Raw genomic sequence first — 13,772 nt, 5'->3', positions numbered from 1 at the left:
ATGGTGCCGACTACCGGAATCGAACTGGTGACCTACTGATTACAAGTCAGTTGCTCTACCTACTGAGCTAAGTCGGCGACACTTTATTTGTTATTGCTCGTGCTTCTGTTAACAGCACCAACAATCTAAATTGTGGTGCCCGGAGGCGGAATCGAACCACCGACACGAGGATTTTCAATCCTCTGCTCTACCGACTGAGCTATCCGGGCAACGGGGCGCTATTAAACGGATTTTCGGGTCTCCCGTCAACGCTTTTTTGAAAAAAACTTTAAAAAAGCGTTCAAGTGCTGCATTTTTCAGCGAATCGTATTTGTTTTAGACAAATTTGGCAAAATTAGCCTTTTCCAGCATTAAAATCTTTTTTGAATTTAGTTACTTTCTCCAAATAGCGACGAGCTTCTGCATTTGGGTGTTTCTTCGTCAGTGCCCAATAAACCTGATTCGGCTGCAGTGAATTAAGATCGTTCATCGCCCGCTTTCTGTCTGTTCGGTGGAAGGTGTTCAATACACCGCCAGTACCACCGTTGTACGCCGAGATCATGCTGTACTCCAACGACAATGGATGACGTACTGCGCGAAGGTAGCGGTTTTTCAAAATGTAAAAATACGCTGTGCCGGTATCAATGTTCTGCTCTGGATTAAACAGGTACTCTGGTGTTGGCTGCCCAGGCTTATTCTTAACCAGTTTAAATACATCTCGCCCTGCGGTCTTCGGCACCACCTGCATCAAACCATAGGCATTGGCCCAACTCACGGCATACGGGTTGAAACTACTCTCGGTCTTGATGATGGCATAAATCAAGTCTTCAGGAATATCGTAGCGCTGAGAAGCACGACGAACGATGTCCGAATACTGGTAGCTGCGCTGCTTAAAGTGATCGGCCACCATAGGGATCTCAACGTAATACGCCTTCTTGTAATCCACATTCTTGGTTTTTAGTTTGTTAGCTATCAAGTAGTCCGCAAAACGATTCGCACGCCAAGTCCACTGAATAGGCTTTTTCTCTTGATCTACAACCTGGTTATACAGAAACGGCTGGCCTTCTAAGGTAATACCCTTTGATGAGAACAAGTCAACGCTAGACGGGTCGTCTGGCGTAAGCAGCGTGGTCACAATCGCCGTTTTAAGGTGCTTTTCAGGTTCCGTCGGGGAAACGGTCTCAATGGTAATCAAACCTTTGCTAAAGTTAACCTCAGCGCGGCTCAAATAGTTATCTATGTATTTAACGTAGTTGCTTTTACCTGCAACTTTAACCTCGCTGCTACCCCATCGCTTCTCAATGTTGCCATTAAAGCTACTGATGAGTGCATCAAGCGCTGCAACATCTTTGACGTATTGACCCGGCAACTGTGCCAAATTCTTAGCAAAACGGTTGGTTGGTTCGTAGTTCACATCGTAGATTTTTTCGATGAACTCACGACTGCAACCGAGCAATAGTAGCGGCGTTAAAAAATAGATTAGCTTCTTCATAGATACCATTTAAAAACACCACCTGTGAGGTGGTGCTTGAATTATTCCTTGGTCAATTACTCAGATGGTGGCGTGTAACCGTCGATAATGACGTCTTTCCCTTCAAACAAGAAGTTAACCATCTCAGCTTCAAGCAGCTTACGATGCTCAGGATCCATCATATTCAGCTTCTTTTCATTGATCAGCATCGTCTGCTTGGATTGCCACTCAGCCCACGCCTGTTTAGAAATGTTATCGAAGATACGTTTACCCAGTTCTCCTGGGTACAGTTGAAAGTCTAGGCCTTCAGCATCTTTCTGTAGACGAGCACAAAAAACCATACGGCTCATAATGTTATCCTCAATTAATATCGTTGTAAGGTGTCTATAAGCTGCTTTACTGGCGCAGCCAGCCCCACTTTTTCTGGTTGGGTAATGTTATACCAAAGACCTTTAGACGGTTCCATCATCATTGTCGGAAGCTGGTTCAGCGTCACGACGATTGGGGTGATATCTAGGTGATAATGGCTAAAGGTATGTCTAAATGCTATCTCAACGTCCGTAGAGGCTATCATCGCCTCACCGATGCCTAACCCTTCAAGTACTGGCTCAATATCAGCTGTTGGGCTTTCTGGAAAACAAAATAACCCGCCCCAAATGCCCGTTTGCGGACGCTGTGCAAGCCAAAGCTCTTGATTGTGCTTAACAATCACAAACCAAGTTTCCTTCTCTGGCTTCTGCTTTTTAGGCTTTTTACCAGGATAATCAAGCGGATTACCCTGCTTATTCGCCGCGCAAAGTGATTCGATTGGGCATAGCGTGCATTTCGGCTTGCTGCGCGTACACACCATGGCTCCCATATCCATCATAGCTTGGTTGTACTTATCGGTATCAATATCTGGCGTATGCTGCTCAGCAATTTCCCATAATTGATTTTCTACTTTTTTCTGACCAGGCCAACCGTCTATGGCAAAACTGCGAGCCAGCGTTCGCTTTACGTTCCCATCTAGAATCGCATGTGGGAGTTTATGAACCGAAGAAAGCACTGCGGCGGCGGTTGAGCGGCCAACACCTGGCAGCGCATTCATCTCTTCTAACGTTAACGGAAACTCCCCACCATATTGCTCTACAACCACTTTGGCTGCTTTATGAAGATTGCGAGCTCTAGCGTAATAGCCAAGCCCAGTCCAAAGGTGCAATACCTCATCTTGTGGCGCGTTAGCCAAAGATTCAACCGTTGGGAAATGCTCTAGGAATCGCTCGTAGTATGGGATGACCGTCGCGACTTGGGTTTGCTGCAGCATGATCTCAGACAGCCACACTTTATAAGCGGTTTTGTCTTGCTGCCACGGCAACTGTTTACGACCAAATTTGTCGTACCAGTCTAATATTGAGCGTGCAAAAGGCGTCACAATGTTTCTCTTCTCTCTTATAATTTGCCGGAAATTGCACCACACTTAGTAACAGAAGTAAAACCGCGTGAATTTCTGATCCGATAATGCTTGCTTGATGGCAAATTCTTTGGATAATTCCCGCTCTGATTATTGAATGAACAGGCTAAACCAATGAGTGAAGTGACTACTAACGAATACACTGAAGATGGCAAACTGATTCGCAAAGTTCGCAGTTTTGTTCGTCGTGAAGGACGCCTAACCAAAGGCCAAGAATCGGCAATGGAAGAGTGCTGGCCTACAATGGGTATTGATTACCAAGAGTCACTACTCGATTGGGAGCAGGTATTTGGCAACAAAAACCCTGTTGTACTTGAAGTTGGTTTCGGCATGGGCGCGTCTTTAGTCGAAATGGCAAAGAACGCGCCAGAAAAGAATTTTATCGGTATTGAAGTACACAGCCCTGGTGTTGGCGCCTGCCTGTCTTCAGCACGCGATGCTGGTGTCACCAACCTACGTGTAATGTGTCACGACGCAGTTGAAGTGTTTGCTAACATGATTCCAGAGAACAGCCTAAGCACAATGCAACTGTTCTTCCCAGACCCATGGCACAAAAAGCGTCACCATAAGCGCCGTATTGTTCAGCTAGATTTTGCAGAAATGGTAAGAACTAAACTTATCCCTGAATCTGGTATTTTCCATATGGCAACTGACTGGGAAAACTACGCGGAGCACATGGTCGAAGTCATGAACGAAGCACCGGGCTTTGAAAACATTGCCACTGATGGTGATTTCGTACCACGCCCAGAAGAGCGTCCACTGACCAAATTTGAAGCTCGTGGTCACCGCCTTGGTCACGGTGTTTGGGATATCAAATACCGTCGCACTGCGTAAGCAAAACGCGAAAGTTTATTAATGAAAAGCCAACCCAACGTTGGCTTTTTTTAGCGCTAATGTTGGGAGAACAATAACCATGAAACCAACAAAACAGATCCTTTCTACCATCCTAAGCGAAGTAAAACCGCTAATTGGACAAGGTAAAGTCGCCGACTACATCCCTGCACTTGCCAATGTGCCCAATACCAAATTGGGTATCGCGGTGTATACCAATGAAGGGGAAGTGATCACCGCAGGTGATGCGGAAGAGAACTTCTCAATTCAATCTATTTCTAAAGCGCTAAGCCTAACGCTTGCCATGATGCTGTATAAGCCAGAGGAAATCTGGCAACGCGTTGGCAAAGAGCCATCAGGACAGGCATTTAACTCGCTGATCCAGCTTGAAATGGAGCAAGGCATTCCTCGTAATCCGTTTATCAACGCTGGCGCCATTGTGGTGGCAGACTTGCTACAAAGCCGCCTGTCAGCCCCTAGACAGCGTCTGCTGGAATTTGTACGCGTGTTGTCTGGGGATAGCCATATTGTCTACGACAAGATTGTTGCTGCATCTGAGATGATGCACAGCGACCGTAATGCCGCAATCGCCTATCTGATGCGTTCATTCGGTAACTTCAACAATGATGTTATCCCAGTACTGAATAATTACTTTCACGCTTGCGCGCTTAAAATGAGCTGTGTCGACCTTGCTAAGACCTTTAGCTATCTTGCTAACCAAGGTCAGTCGGTCAACACCAAAAAGCAGATCATCACACCAACACAAACCAAGCAGCTCAATGCACTACTGGCGACTTGTGGATTGTATGATGGTGCGGGCGAATTTGCTTACCGCGTCGGCATGCCAGGCAAGTCAGGCGTGGGCGGCGGGATCATCGCGATTGTGCCAGGGGAGATGACCATAGCCGTATGGTCACCTGAACTGGATAAGTCTGGTAACTCACTCGCTGGCACTCGCGCATTAGAAATGCTTTCTGAGCGAATCGGTCGCTCAATTTTCTGATAGCGTTTTCAAGGTTTAAAACAAAAGAAGCTGGTCTCCACCAGCTTCTTTTGTTTCTACCCTATGGCTAATAGCGCGCAGTACTGCCATCAAACAAGTGCTGCTGACTATAGAGCAGGTAGTTAAGACCATTTTCATACATGCCTTTGGTACGTTTCGACTCACTACAATCAATTGATTTCAAACTCACTGTATCGTTACCGACTCGATAGCACGCCTCTTTTTGGCCGCTTTCAGCGTTAATTCTGATCATTTTGTTATTGGCTAACCAGTAGAACTGGTTATTCACGGTAAAATCGGCGCCCTCTTGGTAGTTTTTCGCCAAGAGACTTTGTCCAGAAAACCAACCTACCTGACCTCCTAGCAAATCAACAATGGTTGGCGCGACATCTTTATGGGACGCTGAAAACGGTAATGTGCCTGTCGGTATGTCCATATTAATACCGTGGATCAAAAACGGAATGGAGACATGTCTAAGATCGTTTTTAGCCCCTACCATAGTATGATCGGCCACCAGCACTAAGAGCGTTGGTCGCGTAGTTTGAGCCTTCAAACGTTCAACAAAACGTCCCAACGACTGGTCAGCATGATGCAATACGCTACGGCGCGTTTGATCCTCGGTTTCATCACCAAACACATAGTCGGACTCATTGGGTAAATAGCTATCGTGCGTGGTACCTGTGTTAATCGCAACAAATTTCGGTGCATCACCGGCGCTCGCCAATTTGTCTAACGCGAAATCGTAGATACCATCATCCATATAGCCCCAATAGTTTTGATCTTGCCCTTTATCTGGGTAGTCAAACTTACCGTAGGAATCGCTAAATCCTAGAGATTGGGCAAATGCACCGACCATGCCTTGACCACTGCCTTGAACAAAAGACGTTTCCCAGCCGCGCTCTTTTAGTAGTTGCGGCAAACAGCGGTACGGCATGCTCTCTAAACGGGTTCCGGCCACGCTGCCGCCAACCGGGTTAGGCTGCGAGCACATGGTAGCAAAAACACCTTCTACGGTTCGAAAACCGTTGGAATAAAATGCCTCTGTCGATAGCGACTTATCACGCAAAGCATCAAAGTTCGGTGTTGCATCGACATCAGAGCCGTAGCTTTGCATATCATAGGCAGTCCAACTTTCCAGCAGTACTAACACGACGTCATGTTGCTTAAGTCGATTGACCCTAGTTTTCGGTTTCGAATTTATCTTGGCTTTAAGCTCAGCCATTTGCTGCGAGCTTTGTTCTGGTGTCCAGCGATGCCCCGACTTATCTTCACCTACTAGTGAATAATAAGTAATGGCATATGGAGCACTCCAGGCAATACGAGCTTGGTTGATATCACCAATTTTATAGGCGTACATAGGTGTTTGTGGTTTATCGCTAAAACCTCCGCGCACCGCAACAACGACAGCAACAATAGTTGCCATTGCGATAGACACCGATTGATACCAACGCTGACTAAAAGTAATCTTTAGCGGGTACTTACGGAGCAATAGGCCGAAGACGGCTAGCATAGCAAGCGCTAAGATGATAAGACCAGAAAACTGAGTCGCGACGGTTGATAGCAGCTCAAACTCCATTCCCTTGCCTAAGTGCAAATCAACGGTCACATGACGGTTTGCTTGGCTAAGGTATATAGTATCGCCCATGGTCGAGAAAATGATCCATGCACCACAAACTAACAGCCAAGTGTGAAACAAACCTTGATAGACGCGCTTAAAGTAGGCAAATGGAGTGAGCAAAAGTAAGCTTAAGCCCGTCAGAAGAAGGGAAACCGTCAGGTCGAATCGTACGCCCCAAATAACGGCTTTCAGAAACTCTAGTAATGATGTGTCTGCATAGTTGATTTCATACCAACCAAGAAAAGTAACTTTAGAAATAACCGACAAGAGTGTCAGCATCACGACAATTTTCACTAAAGAAAGGATCATATTGCGCCCAGTAATTTCAACAGGTTACTGCTTCCTTACAGTAAAATATCGTCCTGGGCGCGCATTGTAGTAAAACTGTTACTTCAATAGAAGTCAGTTACTGTAATGGTTGGGTATCATACCAGTTCAAATTGCTCTAATACATCGTTGAGAAACAGCTTGCCTTTCTCGGTAACTACCCAGCGATCACCTAGATCATCAATATAGCCATTGTTGATACAATGCGTCATCGGAGCCTCAATAACACTCAAGCTTAACCCGGTACGCTCGGTAAACTCTACTTTAGGACAAGCTTCTAACAGGCGCAGACGGTTGATGAAGAACTCAAACGGTCTATCTTGGGCTTCAACTTCCATCTCAGAGTCCAAGTAAGGCTTGATCATATTGAGATAGCCTCTAGGGTGCTTAACTTTGGTGGTTCGCACGATACGGCCATCTGAAAAACTCAGCTTGCCGTGAGCACCACAGCCAATTCCTAGATAATCACCAAATCGCCAATAGTTCAGATTATGCTGACATTGATAACCAGGCTTACTGTAGCCGGAGACTTCATATTGTTGGTAACCAGCCTCTTCAAGCATCTTATGACCTTGTTCGTAGATATCCCAAAGATCGTCATCATCTGGCAAAGTCGGCGGCTTTGAGTAGAACAGGGTGTTCGGTTCAATGGTCAGCTGGTACCAAGAGAGGTGCGGCGGCTTAAGGTCAATGGCTTGCTGAAGGTCACTCAGTGCATCAGTCACTGACTGCTCAGGAAGGCCGTGCATCAAATCTAGATTAAAGCTATTAAGGCCAATGGTATGAGCCAGCTTGGCTGCATTGATCGCTTCACTCTCACCATGAATACGCCCCAAGCGCTCCAGCTTTTGTTGCTGGAAACTCTGTACACCAATAGAAATACGAGTCACACCGCCAGTTTGATAGCGTTTGAACCTCGCCGCTTCGATAGTGCCTGGATTGGCTTCCATGGTGATTTCAATATCATCACGAAATGGAATGCGCTGCCTCACACCATCCAGCAGCTCCGCAATAAGCTCAGGCGTAATTAGGCTTGGCGTACCGCCACCAATGAAAATCGAGTGCAATGGACGCTCATCATCAGCAAGTTGATAGCGAGCGATATCAGCATCCAGATCTTCAAGAAGTGCAGTAATGTATGCCTGCTGTGGTATCTCACCCTTTTGAGCGTGAGAGTTAAAGTCACAGTAAGGGCATTTTTGTACACACCATGGGATATGAATGTACAAACTAAGAGGCGGTGGAGTGATGGCAGAAAGAGTCGACATCGTTTACAGACCTTGAGCCTTGATAGTCGCGAAAAGCTCGTTTAGCGCTTTACCACGGTGAGAAAGCTGCTTTTTACGCACTGGCTCTAGCTCTGCAGAAGCACAGTCTTCCTCAGGAACAAAGAAAATCGGGTCGTAGCCGAAGCCATTTTCGCCCGATGCTTCCGTTAAGATCCTGCCTTCCCACTTACCATGACAAACCAGTGGCGTTGGGTCGTTCTCATGACGCATTAATACCAGTACGCAGTGAAAACGCGCCGTTCTTTGCTCTTCTGGTACGCCTTGCATTTCAGTAAGCACTTTTTCTAGGTTAAGTTTATCTGTCGCGCCTTCACCGTAATAGCGAGCAGAGTAGATACCAGGCGCACCTTTCAGATAATCAATCTCTAACCCTGAGTCGTCCGCAATCGCTGCAAGACCCGTTTCTTGTGCCGCGTGTCTGGCTTTTATGATGGCATTTTCAATAAACGTCGTTCCTGTCTCGGCGACCTCAGAAACGTTGAACTCACTTTGAGCGTGAACCTCAAAGCCAAAGTCTGACAGCAGGTCTGCCATCTCTTTGACTTTCCCTTGGTTACCGGTTGCTAGGACGATTTTTTTGTTCATGAGAGTCTCTCGAGGGTTAAGGTTCTACATAAAGCTTTTGACTAAAGGAAACCGGACCACGGCCTTTGTTTCCCGCATCGATATCAATCGTAAACTGGTACATCTCTTCGTTCACGATCGGAAATTGAGCGAGATAGTATACCGCATCTCCCTCTTTAATTTGCTTAAACTCTAGAGTTTTCATTTGACCGATAAGGTTCTTAGCAATCCCTTTGATACCTACTTCCATCGCCGGCTTACCTGCGCTAGCTCGATCGAGCACACTCACATTGACGGTAGCGATATGCTCGTTACGTTTTAAATCGTAACTGCGGGCAATCTTTGGCGTCATAAACGTCGAGTTAAATACAACATAATGCACTTCTGCATCTTTGATGGTTTTAAACTGCCCTGCAGCTGCAGCGCTGCTCATAAGTACAGCAAAGATGAATAACAACGACTTTTTCATCCGTTATCTCCTTGTAAAAAGCCCTCATAAGAGGGCTTGGAATTCCTTGGGTATTTGCGAGGGCGCAATTATCCTGATTTGTTTATGGCGACCGAGTTCGCCCTTTTCTATCAACACTTGGCTTTTCGCCACTTTAAATTGCTTGGCCAAGTATTTACTTAAGTGTGCATTGGCTTTGCCATCAATGGGAGGGGCGGTTATGGCGACTTTAAACTCATCGCCATGCTCTCCCACCAACTTATCTCGGCTTGCCTTAGGTTGTACGTAGATACGTAACACTAGGTCATCGCCCACTAAAGTAGCGGCTGACATTATAGTCGGAACCAGACTGGCCCGATGACATCACCCATAAGCATGTTGGCAAATTGCAGTACGATAAACAGCACTAATACGCTCAGATCAAAGCCGCCCATTGCAGGGATAATGCGACGAATTGGCGCGAGCATTGGCTCAGTCAGTTGATGGAACACATATTCAATTGGACTGCGGCCTTGGCTAACCCAACTCAGAATCGCGCGAAGCAATAACACCCAGAATAGCAGGCCGCCAGCAGCTTTAATAAGAGATAACAACCCCAAAAATAGGAAATCAACACCAAAGCTGAAGTTACCACCAGAGGCAATCAGAACCAGCGTCACATACTTACCGACACAGAGCAGATACGCAAATAGTAGCGTAGCCATATCGAGACTGCCGATCGATGGGATAACACGACGCAATGGCGCGACCACAGGTTGCGTTGCCTTGACGATAAACTGAGAGAACGGGTTGTAAAAATCCGCTCGCGCAGCCTGCAGCCAAATACGTAAAATAACGACCATGATGTAAAGATCAAACAAGGTCGAAACTAAAAAACTCATTGAATTCATATAAAGCCCTTACGAATAATCATTAGTGGGATTAGAACAGTTTTTCCATTTCTTCTGCACGCGCCACTGCCGCCTGCATCGCTTTGGCTACAATGCCACGAATATCGCTTTCTTCAAAGGTGCGTACCGCTTCTGCAGTCGTTCCACCTTTAGAAGTCACTTGCTGACGCAATGTCGCAAGATCGGTCTCTGGGTTAGCAGCCACCATAGTTGCGGCTCCTAATGCTGTTTGCTGAACCAACAAACGAGCGGTTTCCGTATCAAAACCACTTGCTATTGCTTGCTGCTGAATCGCTTCCATAAACAAGAAGAAATAAGCAGGTGCGCTGCCAGCGGCTGCAATCACATCATTGATACCTGCTTCTTGCTCAACCCAACATACCTTACCGACAGCTTGCATTAACTCACCAGCAAACTGTTTATCAGCCTCAGGCGTCTCTTGGGAAGCGAACAGGCCACTCATGCCCTCACCAACCAGTGATGGTGTATTTGGCATAACGCGAATGAGGTTTAACTCACATGCAAACATCTGCTGCATTCTCGCAACGTTAATTCCCGCAGCAATTGAAACAACCAACTTATTACTAAAATCGACGGCTTGAAGCGGTTTTGTCACCTCTTCCATTAATTGAGGCTTTACCGCCATGACGACAACATCAGCTTGCTGAGCCGCAGCAACATTGTCTGTGGTTACCCGTACACCATAATCTTGTTGCAATGCAGTAAGCTTGTCTTCACTGCGGTTGGTAGCAATGATTTTGCTTGGCTCGTATCCACTAGCGACCAGGCCTGCAACTATCGAGCGCGTCATATTGCCCGCTCCGATAAAGGCGACTTTTCTTTGTTCCATGAAACTAATCCTAAAATGAAAGCTAAGCTAGATGCTGCCTATGCTTTGTTACTGTAATCTCTTGCGCCGAATATTGCAGTGCCGATACGTACTATGGTACTGCCCGCTTCAATCGCCGCTTGCATATCTCCGCTCATTCCCATCGATAACGTATCAACCTGCGGATAGCGTTCTGCCAGTGCATTTTTCAGTTTTGCTAGAGCTTTAAAGGCAACAAGCTGAGATTGATAGTCACTAACGTTTTCGGGAATAGACATCACTCCTCTTAACGTGAGGTTGGGAAGCTCGGATATCAACTGGGCAAGCTCAAACACCTGCTCATCATCAACGCCAGACTTGCTTGCTTCACCACTGGTATTCACCTGGATGAGTACTTGAAGTGGCGGCATGTCTGCTGGCCTTTGTTCATTCAGACGCTGAGCAATTTTATCTCTATTGATGGTATGTACCCAATCAAAGTGCTCAGCGACTGGTCGGGTCTTATTCGATTGAATTGGGCCAATAAAGTGCCATTCGATATCTAGCTCTGGATGCTGCTCTCTGAATAACGCTACTTTAGCAACACCCTCTTGCACGTAGTTTTCACCAAACATGCGATGCCCAGCTTCACAGGCTTCTAGAATCGCTTCCACAGGCTTAGTTTTACTTACCGCGAGCAGTTGCACCTCACCTTGCACTCTCCCGCAGTTTTGCTCTGTAGCCGCAATTTGCGAGTTAATTAGTTGTATATTGTTCTGAATGCTAGTCATAGATTTAAAGTCAAAAGGAAAATGAATGGATATCACCGAGTTACTAGACTTCAGTGTAAAACATAATGCATCAGATCTACACCTTTCTGCAGGGGTTTCCCCCATGATACGCATCGATGGAGAAGTGAGAAAACTGGGCATCCCGGCGTTAGAGCATTCTGAAGTTCATAAACTCATCTTTGATATCATGAATGACAAGCAGCGCAACGAGTACCAAGAGCATTTAGAAATTGACTTTTCGTTTGAGCTACCCAATATCGGCCGCTTTCGCGCCAATGCGTTTAATCAATCACGCGGCTGCTCAGCCGTGTTTCGAACTATCCCGACCGAAATACCGACACTCGACAGTATTGGTGCACCGAGCAAGTTTGCCGAGCTTGCGAACCTCGAGAATGGACTAGTACTGGTAACCGGGCCAACTGGTTCAGGTAAATCCACCACACTCGCAGCCATGGTCAATCACATCAACGAACATCAGAACAAGCACATCTTGACCATTGAAGATCCTATCGAATTTATTCATAACAACAAAAAGTGCCTGGTAAATCAACGAGAAGTGCACCGGGATACTCATAGCTTTAAATCCGCGCTTCGCTCTGCTCTGAGGGAAGACCCCGATATTATTCTTGTCGGCGAGCTTCGCGACCAAGAGACCATTAGCCTTGCGTTGACAGCGGCTGAAACCGGGCACTTAGTGTTTGCCACTATGCACACCAACTCTGCGGCTAAGTCTGTAGATAGGATAGTTGATGTGTTTTCTGGCCAAGATAAAGACATGGTTCGCTCTATGCTCTCTGAGTCACTGCGAGCCGTCATTGCACAAACACTACTTAAGCGCCTAGGGGGTGGCCGAGTTGCGTGTCATGAAATCATGGTTGGTACCCCAGCGATACGTAACCTCATCAGAGAAGACAAGGTGGCTCAAATGTTTTCGGTTATTCAGACTGGAGCTGCGAATGGAATGCAAACCATGGAGCAGCACGCAAGGCAGCTTCTTTCTCAAGGCCTAATCGATATTGAAGAGATCGGTAAGAAAGTGGTTCAAAATGACAATCTGTTTCAGTAAGGAAGCAACATGCTAATCATTGATGACGTTCTAAATCACATGCTAGAGCTCAAAGCTTCCGATCTCTATCTAACGGTTGGGGCACCTGTTCTTTATCGTGTCGACGGGGAGCTAAAGTCCCGGGGAGAAACGCTTACCGAACGAGCGATTCACGAACTATTAAACGCCGTCATGGATACTAATCTTCGACAAGATTATCTCGCGTCCAAAGAGGCAAACTTCGCGATCGTAAAAGCGATTGGCCGCTTTCGCGTCAGTGCCTTTTTTCAACGAGAGCTCCCTGGTGCGGTAATACGCCGCATCGAAACCAAAATACCTAGTTTTGAAGAGCTAGCACTGCCGGACGTTCTCCAAGACTTAGCGATCGCGAAACGTGGGCTGGTACTTGTTGTTGGTGCAACCGGTTCTGGAAAATCAACCACGATGGCTGCGATGACAGGTTATCGCAACTACAATCGAAGTGGACATATCCTAACGGTTGAAGATCCCATTGAGTTTGTTCATGAGCACCACAAATGCATTGTTACCCAGAGAGAAGTCGGTTTAGACACTGAAAGCTACGACGTCGCCTTGAAGAATTCGCTGAGGCAAGCACCTGATATGATCCTAATTGGTGAAATTCGCACGCGCTCAACCATGGAATATGCGATGGCATTCGCCGAAACAGGCCACCTTTGTATGGCGACTCTTCATGCTAATAACGCCAACCAAGCATTGGAAAGAATACTTCATCTAGTACCCAAAGAGCGCAAAGAGCAATTTCTGTTTGATCTCTCAACCAACTTAAGAGGCATTGTCGCCCAGCAACTCATACGAGACAAAAATGGTCGCGGTAGACATGGGGTATTCGAAGTTTTACTGAACAGTCCGAGGGTGGCAGAACTCATACGCAAGGGGGATCTCCACGAAATCAAAACAGCGATGAGCAAAAGCAAGGAAGTCGGAATGCAAACCTTCGACCAAGCCCTATATGATCTTGTTATGGCGAATAAAATCAATCAAAGCGATGCTCTTCACAGTGCAGACTCACCAAACGACCTACGACTGATGCTAAAGCTTCAAGCGAGCGACTCTAAACAACAGGGTCGATTAGCTGGCATTAAAATAGATATGAGCTAAATGTAAAAAGGCCGTATCTTTCGATACGGCCTTTTTAAATGTGGCTCCCCCTGCGGGACTCGAACCTGCGACATACGGATTAACAGTCCGCCGTTCTACCAACTGAACTAAGGGGGAA

At 46.5% G+C, this 13,772-nt stretch carries 15 protein-coding genes and 3 tRNA genes; 4 read left to right on the top strand and 14 right to left on the bottom strand.

Going from position 1 to position 13,772, the window contains the following annotated elements; translation table 11 throughout:
- Position 1 precedes the first annotated feature (1 nt).
- The 5 genes from ACVA6Q_RS24305 to mutY all read right to left on the bottom strand — a co-directional run bounded on the left by ACVA6Q_RS24305 (position 2) and on the right by mutY (position 2,861).
- Positions 2-77 (bottom strand) — tRNA-Thr (locus tag ACVA6Q_RS24305).
- A 56-nt stretch (positions 78-133) separates the two neighbouring features.
- Positions 134-209, bottom strand: a tRNA-Phe gene (locus ACVA6Q_RS24300).
- 125 nt (positions 210-334) lie between these two features.
- Positions 335-1,471: a membrane-bound lytic murein transglycosylase MltC gene (mltC, locus tag ACVA6Q_RS24295; protein ID WP_353497769.1), complete on the bottom strand. Its 1,137-nt coding sequence runs from the start codon at positions 1,469-1,471 to the stop codon at positions 335-337.
- Positions 1,472-1,527: 56 nt separating this feature from the next.
- Positions 1,528-1,800 (bottom strand): oxidative damage protection protein, encoded by a 273-nt coding sequence (locus ACVA6Q_RS24290; protein ID WP_042501045.1) that lies wholly within the window; start codon positions 1,798-1,800, stop codon positions 1,528-1,530.
- A 14-nt stretch (positions 1,801-1,814) separates the two neighbouring features.
- Positions 1,815-2,861, bottom strand: a complete 1,047-nt coding sequence (mutY, locus tag ACVA6Q_RS24285; protein WP_446649182.1) for an A/G-specific adenine glycosylase — start codon at positions 2,859-2,861, stop codon at positions 1,815-1,817.
- 153 nt (positions 2,862-3,014) lie between these two features.
- On the opposite strand from mutY, the gene trmB reads away from it, so the two are divergent.
- Positions 3,015-3,734 carry a tRNA (guanosine(46)-N7)-methyltransferase TrmB gene (gene trmB, locus ACVA6Q_RS24280; protein ID WP_112459440.1) on the top strand — a complete coding sequence of 240 codons (720 nt, stop codon included), beginning with the start codon at positions 3,015-3,017 and terminating at the stop codon, positions 3,732-3,734.
- Between the two features lie 79 nt (positions 3,735-3,813).
- A complete protein-coding gene (gene glsB, locus ACVA6Q_RS24275) occupies positions 3,814-4,734 on the top strand; it encodes a glutaminase B (protein WP_353497767.1) in 921 nt (306 codons plus the stop codon).
- Positions 4,735-4,801: 67 nt separating this feature from the next.
- Here the strand turns inward: glsB and ACVA6Q_RS24270 are convergent, their stop codons facing one another.
- The 8 genes from ACVA6Q_RS24270 to ACVA6Q_RS24235 form a co-directional block, all read right to left on the bottom strand.
- Positions 4,802-6,661: an LTA synthase family protein gene (locus ACVA6Q_RS24270; RefSeq protein WP_446649181.1), complete on the bottom strand. Its 1,860-nt coding sequence runs from the start codon at positions 6,659-6,661 to the stop codon at positions 4,802-4,804.
- Positions 6,662-6,777: 116 nt separating this feature from the next.
- Complete coding sequence (gene hemW / locus ACVA6Q_RS24265; RefSeq protein ID WP_446649180.1) at positions 6,778-7,947, bottom strand: radical SAM family heme chaperone HemW; 1,170 nt, start codon at positions 7,945-7,947, stop codon at positions 6,778-6,780.
- Between the two features lie 3 nt (positions 7,948-7,950).
- Positions 7,951-8,553 (bottom strand): XTP/dITP diphosphatase, encoded by a 603-nt coding sequence (locus ACVA6Q_RS24260; protein WP_446649179.1) that lies wholly within the window; start codon positions 8,551-8,553, stop codon positions 7,951-7,953.
- A gap of 16 nt (positions 8,554-8,569) precedes the next feature.
- Positions 8,570-9,001, bottom strand: a complete 432-nt coding sequence (locus ACVA6Q_RS24255; protein ID WP_446649178.1) for a DUF4426 domain-containing protein — start codon at positions 8,999-9,001, stop codon at positions 8,570-8,572.
- A gap of 24 nt (positions 9,002-9,025) precedes the next feature.
- Positions 9,026-9,313: a DUF167 family protein YggU gene (yggU, locus tag ACVA6Q_RS24250; RefSeq protein WP_429761793.1), complete on the bottom strand. Its 288-nt coding sequence runs from the start codon at positions 9,311-9,313 to the stop codon at positions 9,026-9,028.
- A complete protein-coding gene (locus ACVA6Q_RS24245; RefSeq protein WP_353497761.1) occupies positions 9,313-9,870 on the bottom strand; it encodes a YggT family protein in 558 nt (185 codons plus the stop codon). Before ACVA6Q_RS24245 ends, yggU begins: the two co-directional genes overlap by 1 nt.
- Positions 9,871-9,901: 31 nt before the next feature.
- Positions 9,902-10,720 (bottom strand): pyrroline-5-carboxylate reductase, encoded by an 819-nt coding sequence (gene proC, locus ACVA6Q_RS24240; RefSeq protein WP_446649177.1) that lies wholly within the window; start codon positions 10,718-10,720, stop codon positions 9,902-9,904.
- Between the two features lie 38 nt (positions 10,721-10,758).
- The gene (locus ACVA6Q_RS24235) at positions 10,759-11,469 is read right to left on the bottom strand and encodes a YggS family pyridoxal phosphate-dependent enzyme (protein WP_353497759.1); all 711 of its coding nucleotides are present in this window, start codon (positions 11,467-11,469) and stop codon (positions 10,759-10,761) included.
- Between the two features lie 25 nt (positions 11,470-11,494).
- Between ACVA6Q_RS24235 and ACVA6Q_RS24230 the strand changes: the two genes are divergently transcribed.
- The gene (locus ACVA6Q_RS24230) at positions 11,495-12,535 is read left to right on the top strand and encodes a type IV pilus twitching motility protein PilT (RefSeq protein WP_418641773.1); all 1,041 of its coding nucleotides are present in this window, start codon (positions 11,495-11,497) and stop codon (positions 12,533-12,535) included.
- A 9-nt stretch (positions 12,536-12,544) separates the two neighbouring features.
- On the top strand, positions 12,545-13,654 hold the full coding sequence (locus ACVA6Q_RS24225; RefSeq protein WP_446649176.1) for a PilT/PilU family type 4a pilus ATPase: 1,110 nt from the start codon (positions 12,545-12,547) through the stop codon (positions 13,652-13,654).
- 41 nt (positions 13,655-13,695) lie between these two features.
- On the opposite strand, the gene ACVA6Q_RS24220 is transcribed toward ACVA6Q_RS24225, so the two are convergent.
- Positions 13,696-13,771, bottom strand: a tRNA-Asn gene (locus ACVA6Q_RS24220).
- Position 13,772 lies beyond the last annotated feature (1 nt).

The sequence above is a fragment of the Vibrio sp. DNB22_10_4 genome (genome assembly GCF_052879755.1).
Note: the sequence above shows the minus strand (reverse complement) of the source record. Positions and strands in the feature narration are given on the sequence as shown.

Bases quoted from the DNA above. Each gene is read 5' to 3' on its own strand.
- trmB (WP_112459440.1), top strand. From the start codon at position 3,015: ATGAGTGAAGTGACTACTAACGAATACACTGAAGATGGCAAACTGATT.
- ACVA6Q_RS24290 (WP_042501045.1), bottom strand. From the start codon at position 1,800: ATGAGCCGTATGGTTTTTTGTGCTCGTCTACAGAAAGATGCTGAAGGC.
- ACVA6Q_RS24245 (WP_353497761.1), bottom strand. From the start codon at position 9,870: ATGAATTCAATGAGTTTTTTAGTTTCGACCTTGTTTGATCTTTACATC.
- proC (WP_446649177.1), bottom strand. From the start codon at position 10,720: ATGGAACAAAGAAAAGTCGCCTTTATCGGAGCGGGCAATATGACGCGC.
- hemW (WP_446649180.1), bottom strand. From the start codon at position 7,947: ATGTCGACTCTTTCTGCCATCACTCCACCGCCTCTTAGTTTGTACATT.
- ACVA6Q_RS24260 (WP_446649179.1), bottom strand. From the start codon at position 8,553: ATGAACAAAAAAATCGTCCTAGCAACCGGTAACCAAGGGAAAGTCAAA.
- yggU (WP_429761793.1), bottom strand. From the start codon at position 9,313: ATGTCAGCCGCTACTTTAGTGGGCGATGACCTAGTGTTACGTATCTAC.
- mltC (WP_353497769.1), bottom strand. From the start codon at position 1,471: ATGAAGAAGCTAATCTATTTTTTAACGCCGCTACTATTGCTCGGTTGC.
- ACVA6Q_RS24255 (WP_446649178.1), bottom strand. From the start codon at position 9,001: ATGAAAAAGTCGTTGTTATTCATCTTTGCTGTACTTATGAGCAGCGCT.
- ACVA6Q_RS24270 (WP_446649181.1), bottom strand. From the start codon at position 6,661: ATGATCCTTTCTTTAGTGAAAATTGTCGTGATGCTGACACTCTTGTCG.
- ACVA6Q_RS24225 (WP_446649176.1), top strand. From the start codon at position 12,545: ATGCTAATCATTGATGACGTTCTAAATCACATGCTAGAGCTCAAAGCT.
- ACVA6Q_RS24235 (WP_353497759.1), bottom strand. From the start codon at position 11,469: ATGACTAGCATTCAGAACAATATACAACTAATTAACTCGCAAATTGCG.
- ACVA6Q_RS24230 (WP_418641773.1), top strand. From the start codon at position 11,495: ATGGATATCACCGAGTTACTAGACTTCAGTGTAAAACATAATGCATCA.
- glsB (WP_353497767.1), top strand. From the start codon at position 3,814: ATGAAACCAACAAAACAGATCCTTTCTACCATCCTAAGCGAAGTAAAA.